This is a genomic window from Mycobacterium uberis (assembly GCF_003408705.1).
Taxonomy (GTDB): Bacteria; Actinomycetota; Actinomycetes; order Mycobacteriales; family Mycobacteriaceae; genus Mycobacterium; species Mycobacterium uberis.
Genome location: NZ_QAYL01000009.1, coordinates 86265 through 112166, shown reverse-complemented (window position 1 = coordinate 112166; position 25902 = coordinate 86265). Strand labels below are relative to the sequence as shown.

At 54.9% G+C, this 25902-nt stretch carries 15 protein-coding genes and 7 pseudogenes; 10 read left to right on the top strand and 12 right to left on the bottom strand.

The annotated features are described in order from the left end of the window. Window positions 1–2504 precede the first annotated feature (2504 nt). Window positions 2505–2657: a hypothetical protein gene (locus MUBE_RS15745; protein WP_165849764.1), complete on the bottom strand. Its 153-nt coding sequence runs from the start codon at window positions 2655–2657 to the stop codon at window positions 2505–2507. Window positions 2658–5023: 2366 nt separating this feature from the next. Between MUBE_RS15745 and mscL the strand changes: the two genes are divergently transcribed. Further along, the gene (gene mscL / locus MUBE_RS07700) at window positions 5024–5488 is read left to right on the top strand and encodes a large-conductance mechanosensitive channel protein MscL (RefSeq protein ID WP_116540081.1); all 465 of its coding nucleotides are present in this window, start codon (window positions 5024–5026) and stop codon (window positions 5486–5488) included. Between the two features lie 35 nt (window positions 5489–5523). On the opposite strand, the gene MUBE_RS07695 is transcribed toward mscL, so the two are convergent. The 5 genes from MUBE_RS07695 to rpmF all read right to left on the bottom strand — a co-directional run bounded on the left by MUBE_RS07695 (window position 5524) and on the right by rpmF (window position 10080). Beyond that, window positions 5524–6021, bottom strand: coding sequence for a MogA/MoaB family molybdenum cofactor biosynthesis protein (locus MUBE_RS07695; RefSeq protein ID WP_116540093.1), 498 nt, complete (start codon window positions 6019–6021; stop codon window positions 5524–5526). A 60-nt stretch (window positions 6022–6081) separates the two neighbouring features. After that, a complete protein-coding gene (locus tag MUBE_RS07690) occupies window positions 6082–7479 on the bottom strand; it encodes a S1C family serine protease (RefSeq protein WP_116540080.1) in 1398 nt (465 codons plus the stop codon). 82 nt (window positions 7480–7561) lie between these two features. Then, entirely contained in the window at window positions 7562–9097 is a 1536-nt protein-coding gene (locus MUBE_RS07685; protein WP_116540079.1) for a sensor histidine kinase, read from the bottom strand. Further along, window positions 9097–9783: a two-component system response regulator MprA gene (gene mprA, locus MUBE_RS07680; protein ID WP_116540078.1), complete on the bottom strand. Its 687-nt coding sequence runs from the start codon at window positions 9781–9783 to the stop codon at window positions 9097–9099. The genes MUBE_RS07685 and mprA overlap by 1 nt, the downstream gene beginning before the upstream one ends. Before the next feature lie 123 nt (window positions 9784–9906). Next, the gene (rpmF, locus tag MUBE_RS07675) at window positions 9907–10080 is read right to left on the bottom strand and encodes a 50S ribosomal protein L32 (protein ID WP_116540077.1); all 174 of its coding nucleotides are present in this window, start codon (window positions 10078–10080) and stop codon (window positions 9907–9909) included. Between the two features lie 197 nt (window positions 10081–10277). On the opposite strand from rpmF, the pseudogene MUBE_RS17730 reads away from it, so the two are divergent. The 8 genes and pseudogenes from MUBE_RS17730 to MUBE_RS07635 form a co-directional block, all read left to right on the top strand. Then, window positions 10278–10712: pseudogene (locus MUBE_RS17730) on the top strand (acyclic terpene utilization AtuA family protein); the annotation flags it as partial. Between the two features lie 203 nt (window positions 10713–10915). Then, a pseudogene (locus tag MUBE_RS07670) lies at window positions 10916–11622 on the top strand (acyl-CoA dehydrogenase family protein); the annotation flags it as partial. Between the two features lie 84 nt (window positions 11623–11706). Beyond that, a pseudogene (locus MUBE_RS07665) lies at window positions 11707–12700 on the top strand (carboxyl transferase domain-containing protein); the annotation flags it as partial. A 125-nt stretch (window positions 12701–12825) separates the two neighbouring features. After that, window positions 12826–13478, top strand: a pseudogene (locus MUBE_RS20150) (ATP-binding protein); the annotation flags it as partial. Between the two features lie 90 nt (window positions 13479–13568). After that, window positions 13569–13916, top strand: coding sequence for a hypothetical protein (locus tag MUBE_RS07650; RefSeq protein WP_116540074.1), 348 nt, complete (start codon window positions 13569–13571; stop codon window positions 13914–13916). Window positions 13917–14118: 202 nt separating this feature from the next. Beyond that, a pseudogene (locus MUBE_RS07645) lies at window positions 14119–15239 on the top strand (acyl-CoA dehydrogenase family protein). Continuing rightward, window positions 15239–16020, top strand: a pseudogene (locus MUBE_RS07640) (enoyl-CoA hydratase-related protein); the annotation flags it as partial. The pseudogenes MUBE_RS07645 and MUBE_RS07640, both read left to right, overlap by 1 nt. Window positions 16021–16155: 135 nt before the next feature. Then, window positions 16156–16758 (top strand): DUF1707 SHOCT-like domain-containing protein, encoded by a 603-nt coding sequence (locus tag MUBE_RS07635; protein ID WP_116540073.1) that lies wholly within the window; start codon window positions 16156–16158, stop codon window positions 16756–16758. Between the two features lie 1214 nt (window positions 16759–17972). On the opposite strand, the gene purH is transcribed toward MUBE_RS07635, so the two are convergent. Genes purH through MUBE_RS07615 form a run of 4 tightly spaced genes read right to left on the bottom strand, consistent with a single transcriptional unit; the run spans window position 17973 to window position 22527 of the window. Next, on the bottom strand, window positions 17973–19544 hold the full coding sequence (purH, locus tag MUBE_RS07630) for a bifunctional phosphoribosylaminoimidazolecarboxamide formyltransferase/IMP cyclohydrolase (RefSeq protein WP_116540072.1): 1572 nt from the start codon (window positions 19542–19544) through the stop codon (window positions 17973–17975). Continuing rightward, window positions 19541–20341, bottom strand: a complete 801-nt coding sequence (gene purN / locus MUBE_RS07625; RefSeq protein ID WP_116540071.1) for a phosphoribosylglycinamide formyltransferase — start codon at window positions 20339–20341, stop codon at window positions 19541–19543. The genes purH and purN overlap by 4 nt, the downstream gene beginning before the upstream one ends. Beyond that, window positions 20313–21599: a cell division protein PerM gene (locus MUBE_RS07620; RefSeq protein ID WP_243632931.1), complete on the bottom strand. Its 1287-nt coding sequence runs from the start codon at window positions 21597–21599 to the stop codon at window positions 20313–20315. The genes purN and MUBE_RS07620 overlap by 29 nt, the downstream gene beginning before the upstream one ends. A 40-nt stretch (window positions 21600–21639) precedes the next feature. Further along, window positions 21640–22527 carry a DUF5336 domain-containing protein gene (locus MUBE_RS07615; protein WP_165849768.1) on the bottom strand — a complete coding sequence of 296 codons (888 nt, stop codon included), beginning with the start codon at window positions 22525–22527 and terminating at the stop codon, window positions 21640–21642. Between the two features lie 252 nt (window positions 22528–22779). Between MUBE_RS07615 and MUBE_RS07610 the strand changes: the two are divergent. Continuing rightward, a pseudogene (locus MUBE_RS07610) lies at window positions 22780–23633 on the top strand (LLM class flavin-dependent oxidoreductase). A 73-nt stretch (window positions 23634–23706) separates the two neighbouring features. Here the strand turns inward: MUBE_RS07610 and sucD are convergent. Together sucD and sucC are read right to left on the bottom strand one after the other, a co-directional pair. Further along, the gene (sucD, locus tag MUBE_RS07605) at window positions 23707–24609 is read right to left on the bottom strand and encodes a succinate--CoA ligase subunit alpha (RefSeq protein ID WP_116540069.1); all 903 of its coding nucleotides are present in this window, start codon (window positions 24607–24609) and stop codon (window positions 23707–23709) included. Between the two features lie 18 nt (window positions 24610–24627). Then, window positions 24628–25809, bottom strand: a complete 1182-nt coding sequence (gene sucC / locus MUBE_RS07600; protein WP_116540068.1) for an ADP-forming succinate--CoA ligase subunit beta — start codon at window positions 25807–25809, stop codon at window positions 24628–24630. Window positions 25810–25902 lie beyond the last annotated feature (93 nt).

Sequence of the window (25902 nt, the reverse complement as noted above, 5' to 3'; positions counted from 1 at the left end):
TTGTTTGTAGAAGGAGCTTGCCGCTATGGCTGGTGTGTCGTGCTTGGCGGTGGGTTTGTGGTTGTTGCGGTACGCGGCTGAGGAGATTGTGGGCCTGTTGGAATCTACATGTAAATGTAGATTGGGATACTGGCCGGGACTAGGTGTCTGGGATGTATCTGTGCGGGGGTTGGGGTAGCGACTCGCAGCACACTGTCTGGCGGGGGGTTGCGCTGGTCTTCATCAAAATGAGGTGAAGGCTAGCGCATGTACCGTAAGGGGCGACGGTCTTGCATCACGACATCACCATGGTCACACTGGCTAGACTCTCCCCAGATAAGAACAGACCAAAACCTCGCTTCAACACCACCACCTGTCAAACGATCCATCGAGGTACCACCACCTCGATCAACGTCCTCACCAGGCAGATCTGTGACCACATCGAGCATTTGAACGACGAAACCACCCTTTCCGCCTAAACCGCAACCACCGAAGAATCCTCACCAAGATCACCCCCACGCAAAACCAACGTCCATCAACGTACATTCCCGAATCTAAAAACATCATCAAATCCACGTATCTACCAAATTGTAGCCAGAACCGGTCCCAATCGAAATATTTCAACATCCAAAGCGCTACTATTCACGTTCTCGATCGTTACAAAATCATACCACTAACAACAAATTAATAACTATCAACTGTTAACTTTTTCCATGTCTCTTATCGCACTATACAATTATAGTAGTATGTTGCGTTTCTACGTTGCTTACTTTTGGCACTTAATAACCTACTTTTCATACAAAATGGTAGACAATAGTCAGAGTACGAACTAAAGCTAACAGTAATTATCATCCGTTTTCACAATAATCTGAACCGAATTTTTTCTACTTCACACACATACTGGTCTTCTAACCACATTGCGTAGAGCTGTGCCCTGACTCTAGACCAGTCTCACCGCCTCCTGACTAAATTTCTCCGCAGTATAAAACATGATCTTAATAATGTCGCCCACAGCGAAGTAGACTGAAATATATTTGGTCAGTACATCACAAAGATGCGTCAGCAGTTACTACTATCTTCCCGGAAAACACCAAGACTCGGCAGAAAAAGATGAGCTAATACCCAAACAGTCACTCACCTACAGTCATTATATTTCCAACGCAATACCATGATTTCCGCTTAGTACTCGTCGTAAGACCCGAGGTCACGTGGAAATCTAATGCCATACGATTTGGTGTCCAAGGCATATCCAGTCGTATTTTCGTCAGACAACACGCCAAGTAAAGATCTAGTAGCCGACTCTGAATCCTTTCCGGCCGCTGTCACCATTTTACTATTGCTAAAAAACGTAACAAGAACCAAGTCTATAATTTTCGTATCCTAAATTACTCTTCTTTAATGTTTAATGGTTGAGGTAATGCTTAACCGTGCCGAGCATCAAGCGGGATAGACACCCATTACCAGCGCAACGACCACTGTCACCACGAAGGTCTGGCCGAAGTACCTAAAAGTCCAACCAGATGAACGTACGTTAATAACGTGAATGAGAATCCATACCAATATAAAGCTTGCAGACAACACCATCATATCAACTCCCCCATTCAATGATTGCTAGCCTCAAAATAAACCAATATGCACAATTGCTTCTGGCTCAATACCTATGGCCTAATTAATGCACCTAATTCTAACACCAGACTCATCAAAGCGTCTAGCATTGCAATAAAGACAACTGTATGGTTGCCAGTTGTAATGCTCCTGTCACGACGAAGCTGAAGTAAAACATAGCCAGTACCACTTCGCTAAGACTATGGCTAGATTGATATAGCAATATGTTTTCGGCCCATGAGCGTGGCGTGCAGTTTAATTCAGCAATCCATTGACACTGCTACCTGGTTCCAAAAAGCACCATGGTTGTCATATCTACATCGTGCCAACGAGACCTATAGGTCACCTGACTAATTCAATAACTATCTCTTGATCTCAGATATAATCTAAATAAATCGCTAAAACAGATAATTTTCAGGGTCTCAAGTCCATTATTAACGTTATCGCTCTAGGCTGAGTCCGTACATTTTTTGCTATACCTAATGATCCCGATAATATTACTCCTTCGCCGGCTAAGAAGCGCTGCCGCAGTTTCTGTTCGCCACCACCAATCCAGCGATACGGCTGCGTACTATATCAAATTATGTCAACTGAGACTGCTAGCAGGTCAAGCTCTTGCCCTCAATTAGGAGCAAAAACAGGCGCAAAAAATACTCGTAAATTTCTCATGTACACCCAGCCATTCATTCAAAATCTGAACGGCATCATATAACATATTATCATTCAGGTAAGTTGAGACTCAGGAAGGTGTCAACATATAGATATCCGTTTGTAAAGTCAGCCCGAAAAAATTGGCGAACTTTTGCCGAAATGAACGCACCATCAGCGAGACGCCAACAATCACTGAGACTGCCGTCATCGAAGCGACAATAGCGACAGAGGCTCGGCTCAGTGAGCGCACGACATCTCGCGGAGGCCATCTACCCCAGTAAACCGAACACGCAAGTCAACGCAGGAACTACGCTTAACACCACAAGCCGAACCACCGACACCACAATCAACGCAAAAGCAATCAAAACAACACAGAAACCGACGAACACGAAGACCAAGTTCTTGCCCGGCCACCACAGCACCAAAGCCATCTAAACCTGATCCCGCAGCCAGCAACCACAGTACGAGCGTGGTTACTTCGCCTTCCAGAGCGGATCAAAGCAAGGAGTGCTGTGCATCGCTTCTACAGCAGGTGGCAGGGCGGCTAATAACACAGCAACGAGGCCAAATAACCAATCCTTTCAACTTTCAATTGATAAATCCATCTCACGTACATGATAGCAGAATAAATATCGTTGATGAATTTAATTTCATTACGCCCTGCCGAGCTAAACTCCGAACAAGGAATTCAATCTACTGCCGGGTAGTGCCGTAACAAAAAATTTAAATAACTACCAGCCAAAATAACAAAGCACGGTTTACATTCAATATAGAACAATCCACTAAACAAACGACAGCGTTGCACAAAATTGCACGTTACTATATTGTAGATTACAAATATGCCAACGGGCAAAGTGATCAAACTCATGACAATCAGATCGGCAGTATCATCTGTTTCATACTATTTTGAGCAGCTGCCGCCTCTAAACGCACATCGATTGGCAACCAATATCTGATCTGTGTCGCCGTAACTTGATCTTTGATCATCAAATCGATGTGACTACATTTGCCAGAAATGCTAAAAACCCTTTTAACAATAGCAATGTCAGCTAGAACTGTTGTTCTGTAACTGGATCTACAATACGTAATGAGGCCGACGAATAAGACAGTTGTGGGTGCATCTTTCATTTGTAGTGCTAAGCTGTCACCAAGTACTAAATAATACTCTGCCATCACATCTAATCTCGGAACGATCACATTCAGTCAGATAAGAGAATGGCTTGCTACCTTAAGGTCGTGCTGTATCCATGTATCAGGATGAAAAGAGTACTACGCAAAAATGTCGATCCCTATTGAGGATATAACACCATTTCCCATGGTGGGAGTCAACAAATATCCTTCAATCATCGGAGTAAAGAAATACTATCTCTGTTTGTGGATATCTGAATAGAAATGTTGGTCGATTTTGTCACCACGGCTAACGGCTAAGCAACGTGTAGCTTTTCCTATGATGACATCGGTAAGAACGTCAAAAACGCGTCAGGCTGAACCATTAGATAAACCTCTAGGGAAGTACCGGAAATCAAGATAACATATTGTAAAGTACTTTGACGAACACGAACGTCAAGATGTGCACTAAAGCAAAAATCAGCAAACAACTTGTGTTTTTCACACTAATTAAATAATTCGACCTGAGTCGATCCTACCACTCGCATTTATTAGGCTACATCAGGAACCAGCTTATCTCCATGGAAATAGAGAAATTGATCAGTCTGATTAACCACTACCGGATTTTTCGACCGTGATCAATAGCTTACCTGTTTGGCGAGTGAGGTTAAGCAGAAAAGCCAACACTTTATTCCCTATATTCTTATCGAGATTGCCTGTAGATTGATCGGTCAGAGCCAGTGCAGTAGTGCGTACCAACACCCGAAAAATAGCTACCCATTATCGTTTGCTACTCGAGTAGATTATCAGTTAGGACAACTTTCACGACCGGCTAAGTATACATTTTCCAATGAGTTGCGAGCGTCATTTGTCGATTTTCGTTACAGCACTCGGATCTCTCTTGAAACAATATAATTTTCGAGCACCGCAAGACCATAAGAGTAGATATAAGATTGAAGAATTATGGGACAAAACCGATATGATAGCATCGGAAAATTGTTCTGTCGTGCTCAAACACATTTTGGTGACGTTAAAACTGATAATTATAATGTCACCTGTGGTCGACTGTTCGATGCCACTACCGATTTTTAACAGAGTGCTTTCGCCACTGCCATGATGACTCAGTAACACCGCGGACTGTCCTGGTTTAAAATCGTCATTGACTATAGTATAGAACTATCGTTGAACTTCGCCTGCTTGGACATTCCGGCTTAAATTCCCCAGTTGAATGAAGGGCAGCTAGCTCATATGAGTGCTTTGTAGAGTACTCCGGCGGTAGTTTAGCGTCGAAGTACCTCCTGGCCGAATTTTTGCGCAGGTGTCGATTAACGCCACAGGTCAACCGTCATGATGGTGTGCGCGACGCGATGTTACAGCGAGCTCATGGCCTTCCACTCAGGCAGACAGGACCGATTCAGCGCTTACCGACTTCTCACGGGCTATTAGTCGCCCAACTTGCCACCATCGGACCGGGCAGTAAGCCTGGCTGGGGCAGTTTCGCCGTTGTCCCCCGACAGCTCGATCGTACACCGATATTTTAGGGATATTCGACTACCATGAGGATACTCGACTAGGGATATTCGACACTCAACCGCGGCAAAATCACGCCAACGGGTTAAGTTTTTGTCGAGCTTCCAGTTCTGGAGGATTAGCAAATGCTCACTGCAAGAAAGGATGTGCCATGCTAAAAGGGTTCAAGGAGTTTCTTTCGCGAGGCAACATCGTCGACCTGGCCGTCGCGGTGGTTATCGGTACGGCGTTCACCGTGCTGGTTACCAAGCTCACCGACAGTGTCATCACGCCGTTAATCAACCGGGTCGGCATCAACGAACAGACCAACCTTGGTGCTTTGCGGATTGACATCGGAGGTGGTCAGGCCATCGACTTGAATATCGTGCTGTCGGCCGTGATCAACTTCCTGCTGATCGCTGTGGCAGTATACTTTCTAGTGGTACTACCCTACACCACGCTACGCAAGCGCGGTAAGTTCGAACAGGGCGACACCGACCAAATTAGGGCCCAAATCATCCTACTCGCCGAAATCCGCGACCTCCTCACCCAAAGCAACGGGGCCCCGTCCGGCAGGCATGTCGGCACGGAGGATCTGCTATCACCCCCAAACCACGGACCGCGCTCGGACATCTGACCAAGAAGATAGCTAACAGCTGCACAGACGAGAGTCTAGATCTCTAGACTCGACAATTGCCCGATGATCTGGGCGGCGAGCGGATTCAGTGTCGCCATGCCGTCACGCACCGCATAGTGGGAACAGGCGAGGTTGACCACCAATGTACTTCCCGATACACCGGCTAGACCACGCGACAATCCGGCATCGAATATTCCCGCAGATAGCCCTGAAGCGCGGATAGCTTCGGCGATACCCAAGATTTCCCGATCCAGAATCTCGCGAGTGGCCTCTGGAGTGACATCACGTGGGGTAACGCCGGTTCCGCCAACCGAGACTACAAGGTCCACTCCACCGATCACTGCAGTGTTCAACGCGTTGCGTATCTCGACCTCGTCAGCCGATACCGCCACCACACCGTCAACGACGAACCCGGCCTCGTTCAATAGCTCGGTGACCAGCGGCCCGCTGTGGTCCTCGTCCCCATGCGCGGTGCGATCGTCGACAACGACGACAAGTGCCCGACCGACTACCAACTCCGCACCCTTCTCCATAGGTGCAACCGTATATCCGAGCTCGTACAAGTGCGTATCGACTGGCACGTTAGCTCTCAATTACTGTTCCGCCTTGCCGAGGGTGACCTGAACCGTGCGACTGCTACCCGAAGGATCCTGATAGGTTAGCGACACCTTCTCGCCAGGTACCTTGGACCGCACGGCGGCAACCAACGCGTCGGCGCTACTGATCAGGCGGTCGTCCACCTTAGTGAGAACGACACCTTTGGGCACGCCGGCATTCGCCGCCGCACCACCGGCCACCACATCCATAACCTTGGCACCCGGAGTGCCTTTATCGGTAGTCACCTGGACCCCCAGCGACGCATGCGTAGCCTTGCCGGTACTGATTAGCTCGTCAGCGATGCGCTTGGCTTGGTCGACATGAATCGCGAAACCAAGCCCGATCGAACCACTCTGTGCATCACCCGAATCAGCACCGAGAGTAGCAATAGCAGAGTTGACACCTACCAACTGACCACCCATGTTGACCAGCGCACCACCAGAATTACCTGGGTTAATCGCCGCATCGGTCTGAATCGCGTCCAGCACCGTATTTTGGTTGCCCGATTCTCCGGTCGTCGACACTGGCCGGTTGAGCGCGCTGACGATTCCAGTGGTCACCGTGCCTGCCAAACCCAGCGGCGAACCGACAGCCACCACTGGCTGACCCACCCGCAGATCCGAGGAAGAGCCCATCGTAATCGGGGTCAGTCCAGAAACACCCTGAACCCGAACCACCGCGATATCGCTCGTGGGATCGGCTCCAACCACCGTAAACGACGCGGTGCGGCCGTCGGAGAAAGTCACCGTGGTTTTCGGCGCCGGACCGCCGCCAAGACCACCTCTTGGTTTGGCGGCAGCCGCGACAACATGGTTGTTGGTCAAGATCAGCCCATCGGCCGACAAGATGATGCCGGAGCCCTCCTCGGACTGGCGACCCAAATCAGTCTCCAGCATGACGACACTGGGCACCACCTTAGCCGCAACCTGTTCGACGCTGCCCATCGGCATGTTCGCCGCCGGGACGCTTGCCGCCGACCCAGTCACCGAGCCGCCGCCGTTGCTGCCCGCGACGTGCGTGCCTAGCTCAACGACCGTCGCCGCCGCACCACCGATACCGGCCGACACCACTGCGATCGCTAGCATGCTAACGACCGACATGCCTGCACGAGAGCGTCTTTCACGTACCGAACTAGGGGGCGGAGGCATCGGCGGAATGATCTGGGGCATCGAGACCGAACCGGTACCATCAACCCGCGACATGGGATCCACACCACTGAAGGGCTCGTAGGACCGGCGGTGCTGCTGCGACGGATGCAACTGCTGATAGCGCCAGTCGAACTGCTGATGGTACAGCTGCTGTCCTTCGGCATACGCGGGTGGCACAGGCTGATTAGGCGCGCTACGGTATACCGGCTGCTGCGGCGGTGGCGAATACCTCGGGTGATTCGTCATGTCGCTAAGTCGCTCTTTCTCTATAGTCGGCTCATGTGGACAATTCGGCTCATACGGGCCACTTTTTAACAGTAACTGCCAACTACCTTGCCCGCGCAGACTGGGAGTTCACTGAGATAATGTTCGCCGAATCCCGAGAATTGGCCAACTTACCGGAAATCTGCACAGCTGGGTCGCCGATGTCCTGGACCGCGGACGTAGAACACGCCGAAACCGGGACTGGTCGTCCGGGTAGCAGCACATAAATCGAGGTTCCTGGAGGCTGCGCTCCCGAAACGGTATCTTCGACGTGAAGCGAACCCCCGTGGTTGAGCACTACCTGTTTGACGATCGCCAAACCAAGGCCCGAACCCGGCAACGACCGTGCAGTTGTCGACCGGTAGAAGCGCTCGAACACCAGACAGCGCTCTTGCGGCGGAATCCCCGGACCGTAGTCGGAAACCACCAGTTCAGCGTGCGACGGGTCAAGCTGGCGCATTGTGACGCTGACATGGCCACCCAACGGACTCCATTTCGCCGCGTTGTCCATAAGATTCACTACCGCACGCAACAGCCCGGCAGCATCACCATAGACCTGCCATCCGATCACGCGAACGTCGAAGTAGATATCGTTGCGCCGCCGTTTGACCCGCTCCAGACTGCGGTAAAGAATCTCGGACATGTCGACCGGCTCGTATACCACCTGCCCCGCATCGTCTCGGGTGAGATCCACCAAATCACCTACCAGGGTAGACAATTCTTTAATCTGCGCCAGCACATCGGCACGCAGGCCCGCCATCTCCTGATCGGGCAACCGCGGCGCTCCTGGAACCATTGAGGCAATCAGCAATTCGACGTTGGTGCGCAGCGACGTCAGCGGAGTGCGCAACTCATGTCCAGCGTCGGTGACCAACCGTGCCTGACGTTCCCGAGATTCAGCCAACGCCCGCAACATCAAGTTGAATGCCTCAGTGAGCCTGGCCAATTCGTCACTGCCGAACACCGGGATGGGCCGCAGGTCGTCGGTACACGCCACTCGCTCGGCCGCTTCGGTCAGACGCCCAACCGGACGCAGCCCCGCCCGAGTCACCATTCCCCCGGACACCGCAGCAACAGCGACGCCGATGCCTCCGACAATCAAAAGCACCCAGCGCAGCTTGGTCATGACGGCTTCGGTTGGCCGCAAGCTCTTGGAAATAAGCAGTGAACTGCCGTTGGGCAGGCGGATAGCGAGTATTCGCTGGTCCGATGCAGTGCGCTGCGACATAAACAGCTCACCACGGATGACAGCTTTCTCCGCCGTTCCGACCGGAAGGGTTTGACCCGGCTGATTGGCAGTGTAAATTGAGTGGCCCGGGTTCACCAACATGGCGTTGACATCTGAATAGGCAGTGCCCTCAATGGCCTTGCCAGGGTCGGCTGCCAGCGAACCACTGGCGATCAGTAACTGCGCCCGGCTCTGCAGTTGGTTATCGATATCGCTGTACAGAGCCGCCGAGATCACCGCATAGACGGCGAATGCCATCAAGACAACGACCATCGCCACCATGGACATGGCCAGTAGCATTACCCGCCACCGTAGAGACAACGAACTGGTGGCTCGCAACGGTGTGCGTCGGCGTCGAGCAAACCGGAACATCAGGGTGGCGTCTCCCTTAGTACATAACCCACCCCACGTATGGTGTGAATTAGCCGCGGCTCACCATCGGCCTCTGTTTTGCGGCGCAAATACCCAACGTAGACTTCCAGCGCATTGCCCGAAGTCGGAAAGTCAAATCCCCACACCTCTTCGAGAATGCGGCTACGCGTAAGTACCCGCCGCGGATTAGCGATCAGCATTTCCAACAATGCGAATTCGGTCCGAGTCAGGCTGATCCGGCGTTGTCCACGGATGACTTCGCGGGTAATCGGGTCCAGGGTTAAGTCGGAAAAACGCATCGCCACAGACTCGGCAGCGTCATCGAGCTTGGTGCGGCGCAGCAGCGCTCGCATCCGCGCTAACAGTTCTTCGAGCGCGAACGGTTTGGGCAGATAATCGTCGGCACCGGCGTCTAGGCCGGCAACCCGTTCGGAGACCGAATCGCGGGCGGTTAGCACCAGGATCGGTAGATCGTCACCGGTACTTCGGAGTTGACGACAAACCTCTAGGCCATCCAGACGCGGCATCATCACATCGAGAACGAGCGCGTCAGGCCGATCGCTGGCAATCATCTCCAGCACCTCGACCCCGTCGTGGGCCAGTTCGACCGAATAACCATTGAACAAAAGCGACCTGCGCAGCGACTCACGCACCGCGCGATCGTCGTCAACGACAAGTATGCGCACAGCAACTAGTTTCGTCCCGGCGCCTGAGAGCGTCCTGAGAGACACCCCGGGTACTGAACCGCAATCTTCCAATCGACAACGCGTGATTCGACCCCGTTACGTGGCAACGGGATCGAATCGAGATTAGCGCCGATCGAGGCCGATAAGACCAAGACGGACCGCCTTAAGCAACCTGTGGGGCACTTTGTGTCGCTGACCTGCCACCACCACACCAACAAGCTCGGTCCGGGTGGCCTTCCACTGCGCGCGTCGACTCCGAGTGTTCGCGCGCGACATCCTGTGCTTGGGTGTCGCCATGGTTAGGACTTACTCCTCGGTTGGGGTTGACGGATTGTCACTAAGACTAGTCGGTGACCTGCTGCTAGCCAAAACAGCTCATCCTCAAGCAGACATATTGTTGATAGATATTGATAGTGTGCCTTGACAGTGCTGGTGGGTATTCACTCAGCTGTCAACATAAGGCCAAGGTTATGCCGGTCTATCCGACGGGGAGGATGCACATAGCGCCTGGTACTGGTGCAGTCGACGCTGTCCCCATCGAGAATTGCTCAGGCCTCTATGGTGACAGGCTATCGGCCGTGCGCGACATGCTCTCCGGCTGAGAACTCTAACCTCGTCACCGGCGACTATCTAGCCAAACTAACTATGGTAGTTCTTCAGTCACGATAGAACGCAACACCCCAACCGTGGTTGCGCCAAGACTTTCATGACAACGCCAGCGACCTCAACCCCGCTGGGCTGGCCGACTCAGTACGGGGCGCTGGCCGAGCGCCTCGACATTCGAGCCTGGATTGCCCACATCGAAGACGACGACCTACAGCCGCGAGCCACAGAACTTAGAGCTGAGCACACCGTTGACCGCCAATGCCTATCTGAGCACGTGGGGCACCGTCGACTGCCTCAATGCTAAAGTCGAAGTCGTCGTCACCTGCTGCCCAACTTGTGGGCGGTGGACTTCGCCGGCGAGGGCATCCTCAGCAAGGGCGTCGCCTACCAAGCGCTATTCTATCCCTAAGCTAAGGGGTGGGGTGAATGGCTAAGTAGCCGCCACGCCGACATACCGGAGAGCCGCTTGTCATGGCGATCCTGGGTCACACCGGAACACAAACAGCCACGAAAGACGTTCCGCTCGTTGAGCTAACGAGAGGCCCTGCCCAATATCGACCACCGATGGTCTACCACGCAACTTGCACCCCTGCGCGGGGGCAGCCGGGCTGTTAGACGCGGGCTTTCCCGAAGCGGTGGGCGGTGACGGCGCCGACTAGGTAATCATCTGCTAGGAGCTGTATACAGCCAGCGCACCGGGCCGGGTTTTCGCTGTTGTTCATAATGTGGCATCGTGATGCCACATTATGAACATGTCCGGTTATACGCGGCTGATTGACATATTCGTGCGATCGACGTTGGCTGACGAAACTAATCGGCGCGCTGGCCATCACCGAACCCGGCAACGGTCCACCTATACATCACCGCGGTGTTAACCGGCGATCACTACCTCGTCAACGGCACCAAGACCTACATCGCCTGCTAACAAGGTCCGACTACTTCTTCACCGAGCTGTGTTACGTCGACGCGCACGTGCCGGTCGCTAATCTGGTTAGCGCCGAGAACACTGGATTCGCGCAGGAATTCATCTCCGAGCACATAGCCGATGCCACACAAGTGTATTCGATCTCACAGAGATTCCTGGAAATCATCGTGAAACGGCTCCGTAACTGGGAGACGTGCGGACGCTCACTTATATCCCCGCAAATGGTGCAGAACACGCTAGCCGAGATGGCGCGCCGCATTGACATGGCTCACGTCTATTACCGCCATATCGTAGAGCACCAGCTAGCGTGAGAAACGAACCTGATCGCACAAGCATTTTTCGCGAAAAACACCGCCTAGGAGACTTGGGCATGCGGTAGCCGACAGTCGGGTACCGACCACATGGTGATAATCAAGGAATGCTCCAAGATATTTTTGGCCGGACTGCCGCTGAAGAAGATGGCCATCGACGAGGAGTCCGAAGACTAATCTCTTGATGGCACTGAAACACACTCCCGTGTATCGATTTTAGCCTACATACTTCGCCGTCGACGAGCTCGACGCGATCCGCATTAAGCGTCGCATTTTAGCGCGGCTAAACTAGGTCAAACAGGGACCTGCTCCCAGAACGGTGGCCGAGCCATTGTCCGATACCGAAGAACTGATCAGCATCGTTCCCTCAGATCTGCGTATCGCGTTCGGTCCTCATGACGTGATCGCCTGTATCGTTGACGGCTCTAACTTCGACGAGCACAAACCGCTGTAGGGGTCATCGCTAGCGAAACGACTGGGCCCAATTGCATCGACATCCGCTCGGTATCCGCGCCAACACGCGGGGTTTGTTGTTCAGCAAGGAGTCGTAAGAAGCCACCCGGCTCATTGTGCTAGCCAACTGCTCCAATACACCATTGTTGTTCCTGCACAACACCATCTGATAGATTGCAGGCAAAGACTACGAAGAAAGCAGCATGATCAAGGCCGTGTTTAACTCGATTGTCCCGCACATCTAACTGCTGATTGGTGCGTCATACGGAGCTGGGTGCTACGACATGCATGGACGTACTTATGACCCTCGGTTCCTAGTCGCCTGGCTCAAAGCTACATCGGCGGTGGTGGGCGGTGCCAATTGTCCGGCGTGCTGTCGATCGTCGCCCGGGCGACCGCACAAGCCCGCGGTCAGCAGGTCGACGAGGCCGCTGATGCCGCAATACGAGCCGCCGTCGAAGACCAGATCGAAACCGAGTCGCTGCCGTTGATGTTGTCCAAGATGCTCCACGACGACGGAGTGATGGACCCGTGCGACACGCGAACTTTGCTAATAATATGCTTGCGCACCATAGCCAATGGTCCGATAAATGAGAAGTTGAAACTTAGCGTTTTCTGTATGTATGCGAACGGGAATCACCCGAGCGTCGGTGGCCAACAAGGGCGAGATCGCCCGCAGGATAGTCGCCACCTGTCATCGGCTGGGGTTTGAGCATCGTCACTATATACACCGACGCGGCCCGGCTCGCAACCGGTACGATCAGCTACAGCGGCGTCGGAACGGTGGATCTCCTCGCCGATTACGCTGGTTAATTCTACTTCCTAGAAGTAATACTTGTCTGACGGTTGAACATCCAGTAACTGAATAGACCCCAGGATTCGATATCGTTGAGCTGTAGTTGACGATGGTCGATTAAGGCCATCTTGATGCCGAAAACACACCAACGCAATGAACTTCGATCGAAGAACTGCTTTATATCGAGGATCTGGTGCACGGCTAGCAACTACAATCCGGCCTGATACACACGGTCTGCCTACTGAAGTTTTGGTCCGAATTTTATTCGCTGGAAAAGCGAATCGGGATCTAGCTGAATTCCGGCATCGCGGACGGATCCACAGTGTCGATTCACTACGATCCGACGCTTGCCAAGGTCTTCTCCTACGCTCCGATACATCGGCAATCGATGATGGTGCTCACCAACGCACTGAGCCGCGCCCGGTTGCATGGTGTGCGCACCAACCGCGAGTTGCTGGTGAACGTACTGCGCCATCCGGCGTTCCTCGACGGCGCCACCGATATCACGTTTTTCGATATCCCCAGCATGGCCAAGAGATCAGCTCCGCTGGCTGATAATAAATACTGCGACCGATTGTCGGCACTCGTTGCCGTGCTCACCGACACCACGTACAACCACACCTTGGTCTCGGTCTTCGTCGTTATCCCTAGCGGCTGACGAAATGGCTTTCGGGATATCAGGTCAAGGGCTATCGTGACGGACGAGGGCCGTGAGCACCGGATCAAATCTCATTTCACCAGAAAAGGACTAAAGCTTTCTCGCTACAAGTCAGTACAACTGATCTCGATCACCGTAAACGATATTGTGCTGGCCGACCCAGAACAGGATGACCTACGCGCTTCGCGGTTGCACGTTACGGTCTCGAAAATCGCTACACATACTTTGATTCGGCGCGCAGTACCGTTCACCTTCTCGCACTGCCAGGGTTCCTCGACCCTCGTTCGGCTGTCGAACTGGGATGTCGGGTTACACCCATGCCAGACAAAGTTATCCGGCTTGGCGCCGCAGTTGGCGAAACGGCTGCGGCAAGACAGCCACTGATCTGGTTGAAAGCAATGCATATAGAACACACCATAACCACGCTAACCGCCAGTAGACCGACTCTGCCCAACATCAATGTCAGTCAATAAATCGATGTTGGAACTGTCCTGGCGCGGGTAGAAGCACCCGAACCGTCAAGTGACCAAGAAGGAGATCCGTCGTTACCGATGCCAGATTTATCGAAAGCTAAGAGCGCCGGGCGCTGTGCAAGGCGGTGGCTGCACTGGTAACAAACTACGGTTACTAGTACTACCTGGAGTAGGTACTCGCTCACCAACACACCTACGAATTATCTTCCTAAGAAATAAATCGCGATGGACTTGCTAGATTAATAAGGCGGTAGTGGAGCCGGAATGTATGAGCTTCCTCTAGTCATGGGACAAATAGCGGCCACCGGTAGCGCACTGCTGCTGATGGCGGTCTCACACGCCATCAACGACACCATCATAAGTAAGTTCAGCACGAATCAGAAGAAGCGTTGACTGCCCGACATCATCCAACGGCTCACTGACGATGACATTCGCTATCACCGAGCCAGACACCGTATGTATCCAACGCACATAACATTCACCATCACCGCTAGACACGACGGCAACGACTGGATCATCAAGGTCCAGAAGGTCTTCATTTCCTGTATCGAGCAATCGCAGTCGGTACTTGTGGTAGCCAGAACCGAAGAGGTGAAGAACGACAAGCTGCGCACGACACTGTTCATGGTTACCACCGATGCCGCCAATTTAGCCTACAACCCAATCGGAATGGAGTTGGTCAATCCCGAATGTAAATCCCAGGTCTTTCTCGATGACATACGGCTGACCTACGGCGCGCTCGTTGGAGACTAAGGTAGAGCAATAGCAAAGCTTTTCGCTGTCCAGAAGCCTGAACACATCATGGATACAGATCTATCCGTAGGGATAGGATGATTAACGCTCGACCAGGCCTTCGACTACGTCAAGAGCCGCCCGGTCTGGTCCACCCCGACCAGCGCTCATTCATCAGAGCCTGTCATATCTGTTGGTACAGAACTACATTAAGATATAAATCACCAAGTTGATGATGCAAAAGTCCGCAACGTTCTATGACAACGATAACGACTTTAGCGAGGACGATGCCGCCAACATGGCGAAATACGTGGCAGCCGAAGCGGCCGGACATGTGGTCAGCCAGGCTATGCAGTCAATGAAAGCAACGAGATAACCCAGGAATACAGCATTTCCGCCATGATACCCTAAACCAGATTCGCACTATATCACGCTGATTAGTCGTAATATATCGCGGAACTTCATCGCACCGATGTCGCTGGGTCTGCCTCGGCCCTACTGATAGATGCACCCATCGACTACGCCGGCCCGGCTCTCTGCGGAGATCCTTTCACCCAGTTGACGCTGAACTCTCTGCAATAACCGCAACACACTCTCTAACACACTAATGAACTAACTATACCAGGACCTACGAGACGCGGCAACTGATCCAGCGGTACGGATTGTGGTGCTGGGACACACCGGCAGCACGTTCTGCGTCGGCGCGTACTTGAGCGAAGCCGGTGGCGGCGATCCATTCGAAATAACTGTGGCGCGGGCCCTAGAAAACGGCGGCGCTACCGGTGATCGGTGCAGTCGATCTCCATGTCCGCGCAGACTGATTCGGTCTGGTCAGTGCATGCGACACTATGGTCGCGCGCTCCGCGCAGCACCTTCGCGTTGACCAAAGCTCGGATCGACATCGCACCAACAATCATCTCATTAATCTTACTACTTAAAATGCCGGTCTACTACTTAAAATGCCGGTCCGCTGCGTGTCGGTCCGCTGCGTCACCCGGTACTACTTAGCCAGCTATGCGTTCAATGCCGCCTAAGCTGCAAAGATCAGTTGACCACTGATGGCAGCTGACGACATTGATGTCACGATCGCGTAGCTAGTCGCCGAGATAGGTCGCGGTTCACCGCAGGGTCTTGCGGCCTCGAAAGCACTGACCATCGCCACTGTTCTCGAAGGATTCGACCGCGACGCCGAAAGGTTCACCATGGACTCGGCTAGGCTGTTTGTTTCCGACGAAACTCGCGAAGGCATGCCCACATTCCTGCAAAAATGCCCACCGAATTGGACCTCAACACCCGTCGACGAGGCGAATCGCCGAGGCAAGAGCGGGCCATCCGGCCCCTACGATGCGACCGCTGCAAAGGTTGCAGTTTAGGCACTGCTATTGCAGCAGAATCTTTAGGTCGTACGCTCGTGGGTGATGAGCAATTCAGCGCAACATGACGCAAAGGACGCACATAATGAGCCCTTGCGTGCAGCAGACACTGACCGCATCCAGATTGCGCAGTTACTAGCCTATGCTGCTGAGCAAGGCCGATTGGAGCTGCAAGACTACGAAGAACGGCTTACCAAGGCATATGCGGCGACAACATACCAGGAACTGGAGCAGCTGCGGGCAGACCTGCCGGGTTCGCAAGTAAATGCCCGCAGAGGTGGCAATCCGAATCCGGCGCCATCAACACTGCTGCTAGCCCTGATGAGCGGATTTGAGCGGCGTGGCCGATGGAACGTGCCGAGGAAGTTGACCACATTCTCGTTGTGGGGCAGCGGGGTGCTGGATTTGCGCTACGCGGACTTCACCTCGACCGAGGTTGAACTCCATGCGTACTCGGTGATGGGCGTGCAGACTATTTTGCTGCCACCGGAAGTCAACGTGGAGATCAGCGGACACGGCGTGATGGGTAGCTTCGACCGGCAAGTACTAGGCCAAGGCACACCAGGTGCACCAATGGTGAAAATCCGCGGCTTCTCGCTGTGGGGCGGCGTAGGCATCAAGCGCAAGGCCCGCAGGCCCCGCAGATAGCAGGCGACCGGTCTAGTCACGCACTCGGCGATAACTGGCCGACGCCTAATGCTCGTGCCATACTCCAGCGAAAAAGGCCGAGAGCGTGGATTTGATCCGGGTAAGGGCAATTTATAGCCGAGAAGTTGCGGGTGATTCCTGACGTCCTCTGTTACTTGGGTAATGAGCTAGCCAAGTATGGCGATTCGTTGCTGATGTTACGGCAGTCCTACCGCTGTGAAGCTGAGAAAGCTCGGTCGGAGTGGGTAGGCTCGTCGCCGACCACGTTGTCGGGATTGCTTGATCGACTGGCTGGTGACCAGCACCAATCACATCTCATATCGGCCGCTTCGGTAAGCATTCTGGTGGGATGTATGTCGCCGCTGCTGGATTCACCGCAGCCAAGCAGCACAACGCTACCACCCTGGCCCAGGTGAGTAACACCGCCGAAGGTGAAAACTGGCTCGCGCCATGACGTTGAACCTGGTTGCTCTTGAACACTGAGACCCCGCGGCAACCACAACATCTTTAGTACTGCGATCAAGCACATACACATCATCCAAATCACACCTCATTGCCAAAATAATGCGGTTACTCGATTTTGGCGATAACACTGCAGCAGTGGCCTATCGCACCGCACTTATCCTGGATATCCACGTTCGACGCCTGCAAAGCAGCAGCGTGGACTGCATATAAGTCGACTAACGAGGTCACCGCTATCAGGTGACGATTGCAGATGATTAGTCAGGAATTTCGAGATTATAAGCTCACCATTGTCCATACAACCAGTGCGGTATTGTCGCCTTCCAACTTATCGTCATTATCCGCCGTAGCTCAGAACTAACAGCTTTGACACCGCAATCATGCTGAGCGACAATTTAACCCAGCTGTTGACTGATGCAAATAGCGCAGGTGAGAGCTTGACGGCAAGGATGCGCGGCACCGGGGGATGCGTTGTCCCGGTAGTAGATCAATGCCGAAGTCAGCCACGAGCCATCCAAATACCTTGTCTGTCAACGCCAGTGAAGTAGCACCGAACAATTTGTTGATCAGCGCGTAATGTTTATCAATGGCGTCAATGACATTTCACAAACGTGGAATCTAGAAACAATAGCTATATGAATTTTTCGTGCTCGTGTCGCAACAAATACGAGAGTTTAGCACTATTCCATGACCCGCACCCAACCAATATGCCGCACCAGTCCCGGGATTGACTCAATTTTGACACACGCAGTCTAGTGCGAGAAGTGACGAGATCCGGTGAGATACAAAGCGACCCCGGCTTTAGCCGCGGCTGCGATAACCTCCTCGTCACGCACAGAGCCACCAGGGTGCACTATCGCCACGACGCCGGCCGCGGCCAGCAGCTGAAGTCCGTCAGCAAAGGGGAAAAACGCATCGGAGGCCGCCACCGCGCCATGGACCCGATCACCACCACGCTCAACGGCCAGGCGGGCGGCATCAACGCGGTTTACCTGACCCATACCAACACCAATGGTGGCGCCACCAGCGGCGATCACGATCGCGTTCGACTTCACCGCGCGGCAGGCACGCCACGCAAAGACCAAGTCCGTCAACGTCGCTGGTCCTGCAGGTGATCCGGTCGCCAAGATCCAGTTCGCCGGGTTGTCACCGGCCTCGTCAAGCTGGTCGGGTTGCTGGATCAACAGTCCCCCGCTGACTGGCCGCAACTCAGTACCACCACGTAACGGTTCGGATGCCACCAAGATCCGGACGTTCCTTTTGCGTGTCAACACATCGACGGCGCCTGGTGCGTAGGCGGGGGCAACGATCACTTCGGTGAAGATGGTGCTCACATATTCTGCCATCTCAAGGCTGACCTCGGTATTGGCGGCAATAACTCCGCCGTAGGCACTCAGCGGATCGCATTCGTGGGCCTTGCGATGTGCATCTGCGACCGAAACCGACGAGACTGCAATCCCGCATGGGTTAGCATGCTTTATGATTGCCACGCACGATTGCTCATGGTCAAAAACAGCACGCCAGGCCGCATCTGCATCGATAAAGTTGTTGTAGGACATATCTTTCCCATGCAACTGCTTAGCCTGCGCCAGGCCAGGATACGCACAGGGATCGCTGTACAGAGCCGCCTGTTGGTGCGGATTCTCGCCGTAGCGCAGCATTGCCAAGCGACGCCAGCTCCGGCCAAACCATTGCGGAAACGCAGTTGCCGGCTGCTCGGGCGTCAGCGTCGACTGCATCCAACTGGCGACAGCGATATCGTACTCCGTGATGTGCTGAAATGCCATCGACGCCAGCTTTTTACGCTCGGCGAGGGTAAATCCGCCGTGACGCACCGCAGCAAGTACGCCATCATATCCGAGTGGGTCGGTGACCACAGCCACGCTGGGATGGTTTTTCGCAGCCGCCCGCACCATCGCAGGTCCGCCGATGTCGATCTGCTCGACGCACTCGTCGACAGTTGCACCGGAAGCGACCTTCTGGCTAAACGGATACAAGTTGACGACAACTAGTTCGAACGCCTCGATTCCAAGTTGCTCAAGCGCCGCAGCGTGCTCAGGTTTACGCAAGTCTGCCAACAGTCCGGCGTGTACCCGCGGGTGCAGTGTCTTGACCCGGCCGTCGAACATTTCGGGCAACCCAGTAAGCTCTTCTATAGGAGTAACCGAAATACCTTTATCGGCAATGACCTTCGCCGTAGATCCGGTCGAGACTATATCAACGCCCGCCGTACTCAGACCCTGAGCCAGGTCAATCAGGCCAGTTTTGTTGTACACACTGATCAACGCGCGGCGAATCGGCCTTCTTAATTCGTCACTGCTCATCCTATAGTTGCCTTTCGTCCAATCGTCGCTTTTCCGTCGACCAGGTTCATGCCACCGGTCGCGATTGCGGCCACCACATCGACCAACAGCCGCCGTTCGGTGACCTTGATGCGCTCATGCAAAGTCGCTATGTCGTCGCCGTCAAGTACCGGAACAGATTGCTGCGCCAATATTGGCCCGGTATCGATGCCGGCATCCACCAGATGCACCGTAGCGCCGGTGACCTTCACACCGTAGGCCAACGCATCTGCCACACCATGCGCGCCCGGGAATGCCGGGAGTAGCGCTGGATGAGTATTAATAATACGACCTATAAATCGTGAAATAAACTGCTGTCCAAGTACTTTCATAAATCCAGCCGAAACGACCAGATCGGGCGTGTGCTCCGCGACCGCTTCGGTGATCGCGGCGTCCCAGGCATCGCGTCCGGAGTGGTCGGCGAGTAGTACGGTAAAGGTCGGCACTGACGCCGCCTTGGCGATCTCTGCCGCCCGGCAGTCACGATCGACACCGACGGCCACCACCCGCGCCGGGTAATCACCGACGGCGGCGTCGATCAGGGAACCCAGCAGCGAACCGGTCCCCGATGCTAGTACCACCACCCGCGCCGGAGCACTGGGAGGTACACAGAGCGGTTGCACACCGCGAGCGTAATCTGGCTTCTCCTGCTGCCGCACAAGCGACCGCAGAAAAGCCAGACTACCCGACTTAGTACGAGCGAATGCTTGGCCAAACGTGAAACCAGTCTCACGTTCGGCGATAATGCAGCTAACCCTCAGCCTTGGGCGTTTCGTCATCTCCGGAGAGATCGAAGGCGACATGGAGGTCGTCGTCAATGGACACAACGTGATTTACCGGCGCAGCGTCGGCATGCTCTTCGGTCGACGGGGCGGGTAGTGGTTTGGGCTGTTTGGGAAGCCTCCTGATCCCACCCGCCACTACCACTGTGACCCAACCAACGACCGAGAACCAGAAGAAGACACCGAGCACCAGGGCACCCTGATCCACGCTGACATCACCGAAATTGCCCAACCGACCGCTCCCGGCGTACCCAAGCAATGCCATCATCAATGCCCCAGTAACCGCCGCGACCAACAACTTAGCCATCGCGGTAATAAGAGGCAGCGCGTGTCTCGCGCATTGTTGTCCGACCACTACTCCAGATGACGCACCGACAATCAACAGGGCGACCCAAACTGGCGCGAGCGGTGGCGTGGAAGCCGCGGCTAATACTGGCAATGCCGGTATATAGCCGCCGAAAACAGTGAACGAACTAAACGTGGCAAAGCCGAGGTGGGCACTGGAACCGACCGCGACCGCCGAAGTACCCACGAGCACGTTAGGCGCGTACAGCACCGACAGCACTGTCAAGCTGAACTGGCCGAATATCGAATCGGTGATACCATAAAGCTCTTGCATTGTCGCCCAGTGCACAACCAGCGACCCAGCCGTTACCAGGCCGGAGAGCCCTAGTAACGCCAGCACTCCAGCTGTAGCGGCGCGCACCGAATCACCCGCCCAGTCCGGCAACCGCAACGCCGTCAGCACCCGTCGACCCACCCGCGAATTCACCCCGATCGCCGCACCGATGGCATGCACCACTAGCACGCCGGTAAACGCACGCAAGGCGTTGGGCGTCTGCAGCTCGGTTAGCACCGACGACGCGTCATGGATAACCGCCAGCGCGACCGCCGCTATCAGCAAAGGCCCGCCCAACGCGGACGCAACAACCCAGCGGACACCGAGCCACGACGAGTACGCGGCGGTGGCCCGCGAAGTGCTGCGTGCGGTAGCCCACACCATCAACAGGATCGGCAGCAGTGGCATGGCGCTCAGTTCGCGGCCGCCGATTGACGTCGGCACCTGGTGCACGCCTAGCCACATGCTGGCGATGGCGCCCAACGCGCCGGTCATGTCGCTGTTGGCGATCAGCAGCTGGAGCAGCGTCACCGCGGCGATGATGACCAGCGCCACCACTGCCGGGCCGAATGCGACCCTTATCAGGTCACACGCCTGGCGGGTACTCGCGGCCCGATTTTCTTCCACTCGTGTCATTCCTGGCGCATATGCCCAGGTTAGGTGCGAAAACGCCCAGTCAAGCAGGCGCTGGGCCCGATGGTGACGTCGACTCCTGATCCTGGCCATAGGACTGCTGACTCCCAGTGGGATTGGAGTAACTAACCGGAGCCGAACCAACCTGCGACCCAATGTCAGCACCAACCGATGGTGGCGGGCTAAAGCTTAAAAATCCGGTGGGTGGGGTAGACAGTCCTTGCTGCGCCGAGTGCTGTGCATTGAATCCGCCCACGCTCGGCACTCCGGCCTGGGTCGGAACCTGATTTGAGGAATAACCGCCGTACTGCGACCCATATCCTGCGGGCGACTGCTGCGGGTTGTGGACGTGAAGTCCGACCTGCGGCGATCCCGTCGACTGACCGTAATACGACTTAGCCCCATACTGGCCATACTGTACATAATTGTACCTAGGCCGCGGTGTCGGCGCAATGATAATGCCGATCTCCAGCAGAAGCGCAGCAACGGCAGCAATCGCTTGGATCACGCTACAAGCCAGAACAAACCACATCGCCCAACCGATCGAAAAGCCGGCCGGCATATTGATCATCTCTGAAATCGCCAGCAGCGCCCCTAGCACAGCGATTGGCCCTACTATTCTAGCGTTGCTCTTAGCCTTGGGCAGCAAGGCCAACCCGGCGAGCAGGGCGGCCAGCAACGCAACAACGACCGCAGTGCCAGCATCACCAGCACGTCCACCGGAACCCGGACCGAGGTCGGCACTCAGGGTAAATGTCGGACCAAAATTCCCAAGATACACTGCCACACCGAGTATCGTCACCGCGATCGTTAAATATTGGGAGAGTTTGCTCTCACCATCGTCGTTTTTGGCAAAAGAAGATGTGGCGCCGGGGTAAGACCCGGCGGGCTGTGCGGGTGGATATCCCGAACTACCGGACGAGTAGGTCATAAATCCTCCTGTTGCTTCCAGTGCCGTCACAGCGCTACTGCTACACTGCAACGCTGTGCTCCCACGGGGCGCCGTTGAATAAACGCCCAAAATTGGCAGCGCTTATGTTGCGACGCGTTCGATCACCCACGCTAGCGCACGTTGGGACGCCCGCGCCGAGGTCACCTGCTTGTCAGCTAGCCCCACACCGACGGCCGCCGGAATCGTCGGCACCACCGCTCACCCACCACATCACAGGTGGAACATGTTCTAATTCTCGTAACAGGCTACAGGCTGGCGCTTTTCACCAGCGGCCGCGGCATCACGCTCACGGTAGCTACCAACCTTGCCAAGAACTACGACTTTCGCACGCTACTACCTGTACGAACACACCCAACATCCCGGGCGACGGGAGGCAATCTGACCCAACAACGAACGATGCATCGCTGCCCGACGACCACATATATGCGTACCCTTGACCCATGGGTGAGTTTGAGCGCAGCGTGCGCGATGACGTCGCAGGTTCGGCTGTCCACAGCGGTGCCACTACCCGTCGAACATGATCCCATTACGCTGGCGAAAAACATCGCCCCCTGGGGCATTTGTCTGTCCGACGGACGAGCTAGCTCCGACGTCGGGTTCGGCTGGAGCACCAACGAGCTCACCGATAACAGCGTGTCACCCGGACGGCGCCAGGCCACGCTACGCGAATACCTCAAGCGATGGGGGCGTTGTGGACACAAAAGGTTGTGGACACAAAAGAAAACACCCGCGATAGCGAGTACGTCAAGTTCGGGCCAAGTTGAACCTGGCCCAAGCCGGTGCATTCGCACGTTCCGGTGTTGGTTGGCGCCACAGGCATCAAGAAAAATTTAACGTGGATCGCCGGCAACGTCGACGACTCAATCCCGACTCCACGTGACTACAGCATCGCCTAGCAGGGAAAGCTACAGAAGTACACTTGGGCGACGACTGACCGCGACTGTGTTCCGTAGATTGTGGCCCTCGACTTCAAGCCAATGCCCGACAAGCTGTCGTGGTGGGCCCAGACCGGGGTCACCAAGTTGCTGTTCGGCCTGCCGTACCGCTCCAACAACAAGATCGCCGGCTACATCAAAAGCAACTAACCGGCAAGCCACCCGCTCCCGGGTACCAGCACTCGAAAGGTCTGCACCAGCCCGTTACAGATTGAGTAAAAACTTACAGATTGAGTAAAAACTCGCGGGCCAACACAGCCGTCTCCGACGGGGTCCTACCGACCTTGACGCCCGCCGCCTCCAAGGCATCCTTCTTGGCGGCCGCGGTGCCTGACGAGCCGGACACAATGGCACCGGCATGACCCATCGTCTTGCCTTCCGGCGCAGTGAATCCCGCGACGTATCCGACGACGGGCTTGGACACGTTGGCTTTGATATAGTCGGCCGCGCGTTCTTCGGCATCCCCACCGATCTCGCCAATCATGACGATAATTTTGGTATCAGGATCCTTTTCAAAAGCTTCGATGGCGTCAATGTGAGTGGTACCAATCACCGGGTCACCACCAATACCAATCGCGGTAGAGAAACCGAAATCACGGAGCTCGAACATCATCTGGTAGGTCAAAGTGCCCGACTTGGATACCAGACCAATCGGACCGGTTCCGGTGATGGTAGCCGGGGTAATGCCAGCCAACGACTGACCAGGAGTAATAATACCGGGGCAGTTCGGGCCAATGATACGACTCTTATCACCCTTGTCGAGATTGTAGGCCCACGCATAGACAGTGTCCTGTACAGGAATTCCCTCGGTGATGATGACCAACAACGGAACTGCTGCGTCGATGGCCTCGATAATGGCGTCCTTGGCAAACTGGGGTGGCACGAAGATGATCGAGACATCGGCGCCAGTTTTTTCGATAGCCTCAGCTACGGTGCCGAACACCGGCAAATCGACACTTTGGCCGTCTTTGTTCTCATGAGTAACGACAGTGCCAGCCTTGCGTGCGTTGACACCGCCGACGATTTGCGTACCCGCCTTCAGCATCCTGGCGGTGTGAATGGTGGCCTCGCTACCAGTGATACCCTGGACGACGATCTTGGAATTTGCGTTCAGAAATATAGCCATAGATCAGGTCGCCTTGGTTCAGACGCTAGCCAACTCGGCGGCTTTGTCGGCGGCCTCGTCCATCGTCGGCACCAGTGTTACTACCGGATGGTTGGCTTCAGCCAAGATGCGCCGACCTTCGTCTACGTTATTGCCGTCCAGACGCACCACCAAAGGCTTGTTGGCATTATTACCCAAGATTTCCAACGCCTTTACAATTCCGGTAGCGACGGCATCACACGCGGTAATTCCGCCGAATACGTTGACGAACACGCTCTTGACCTGTGCGTCAGCCAAAACCACTTCCAGACCGGCGGCCATTACCTCAGCGGAAGCACCGCCACCTAAGTCGAGGAAGTTCGCCGGCCTAACCCCCTCGTGCTGTTCCCCAGCGTAGGCGACAACGTCAAGGGTCGACATGACCAGACCCGCACCGTTACCGATGATCCCCACCTCACCGTCGAGCTTGACGTAGTTCAGATTGTACTGTTTGGCCTTCAACTCCAACGGGTCAGTGGCCGCACGATCCTCGAACTCGGCATGGCCAGGCTGACGAAAGTCGGCGTTGGCATCAAGAATGACCTTGCCATCCAGCGCCAAAATCTTGCCCGGGTCACCATCCCCGCGAGGGGGGGTACGCACCAACGGATTGACCTCCACCAAGGTAGCGTCCTCGGCGATGAAGAGCTCCCAGAGCTTGGCGATGGTGACCGCGGCGGCGTCAAGCACCTCAACCGGCAGATGGCCCTGTTGTGCGATGGAGTGGGCGAAAGCTAAGTCTACGCCCTTGATCGCGTCCACCGAGACCTTGGCCAGCCGCTCAGGCTTGGTAGAGGCCACCTCTTCGATCTCCATGCCGCCTTCCACCGAGCACATCGCGAGATATGTCCGGTTGGCCCGGTCGAGAAGGAAGGATAGGTAGTACTCCTCAAGGATGTCACTGGCTTCGGCCACCAGCAATTTCTTGACGATGTGGCCTTTAATATCCAGACCAAGAATGCTCTTGGCATATTGGTAAGCGTCTTCAGAGGTGGCAGCGTACTTGACACCACCCGCCTTGCCTCGCCCACCGGTTTTTACCTGCGCTTTCACCATCACAGGACAACCAATCTCGCCGGCGATGATTCTCGCACCTTCCGCGCTGTCAGTCACTCGCCCCTTTGTGCCAGGTACGCCATACTTGGCGAACAATTCTTTGGCTTGATATTCAAAAAGATCCATGGACTCGCTGTCTTCGTATTGACCAATAGGTAGGCGGTGCTATAGCTGGCGACTAACACGATGGGATTGTAGCCGCACACCAAACAGGCGGCT

Bases quoted from the DNA above. Each gene is read 5' to 3' on its own strand.
- sucC (WP_116540068.1), bottom strand. From the start codon at position 25,809: ATGGATCTTTTTGAATATCAAGCCAAAGAATTGTTCGCCAAGTATGGC.
- MUBE_RS07615 (WP_165849768.1), bottom strand. From the start codon at position 22,527: ATGACCTACTCGTCCGGTAGTTCGGGATATCCACCCGCACAGCCCGCC.
- sucD (WP_116540069.1), bottom strand. From the start codon at position 24,609: ATGGCTATATTTCTGAACGCAAATTCCAAGATCGTCGTCCAGGGTATC.
- purN (WP_116540071.1), bottom strand. From the start codon at position 20,341: ATGACGAAACGCCCAAGGCTGAGGGTTAGCTGCATTATCGCCGAACGT.
- mscL (WP_116540081.1), top strand. From the start codon at position 5,024: ATGCTAAAAGGGTTCAAGGAGTTTCTTTCGCGAGGCAACATCGTCGAC.
- MUBE_RS07635 (WP_116540073.1), top strand. From the start codon at position 16,156: ATGAGCAATTCAGCGCAACATGACGCAAAGGACGCACATAATGAGCCC.
- MUBE_RS07685 (WP_116540079.1), bottom strand. From the start codon at position 9,097: ATGTTCCGGTTTGCTCGACGCCGACGCACACCGTTGCGAGCCACCAGT.
- MUBE_RS07695 (WP_116540093.1), bottom strand. From the start codon at position 6,021: ATGGAGAAGGGTGCGGAGTTGGTAGTCGGTCGGGCACTTGTCGTCGTT.
- MUBE_RS07690 (WP_116540080.1), bottom strand. From the start codon at position 7,479: ATGACGAATCACCCGAGGTATTCGCCACCGCCGCAGCAGCCGGTATAC.
- MUBE_RS07620 (WP_243632931.1), bottom strand. From the start codon at position 21,599: ATGACACGAGTGGAAGAAAATCGGGCCGCGAGTACCCGCCAGGCGTGT.
- rpmF (WP_116540077.1), bottom strand. From the start codon at position 10,080: ATGGCGACACCCAAGCACAGGATGTCGCGCGCGAACACTCGGAGTCGA.
- purH (WP_116540072.1), bottom strand. From the start codon at position 19,544: ATGAGCAGTGACGAATTAAGAAGGCCGATTCGCCGCGCGTTGATCAGT.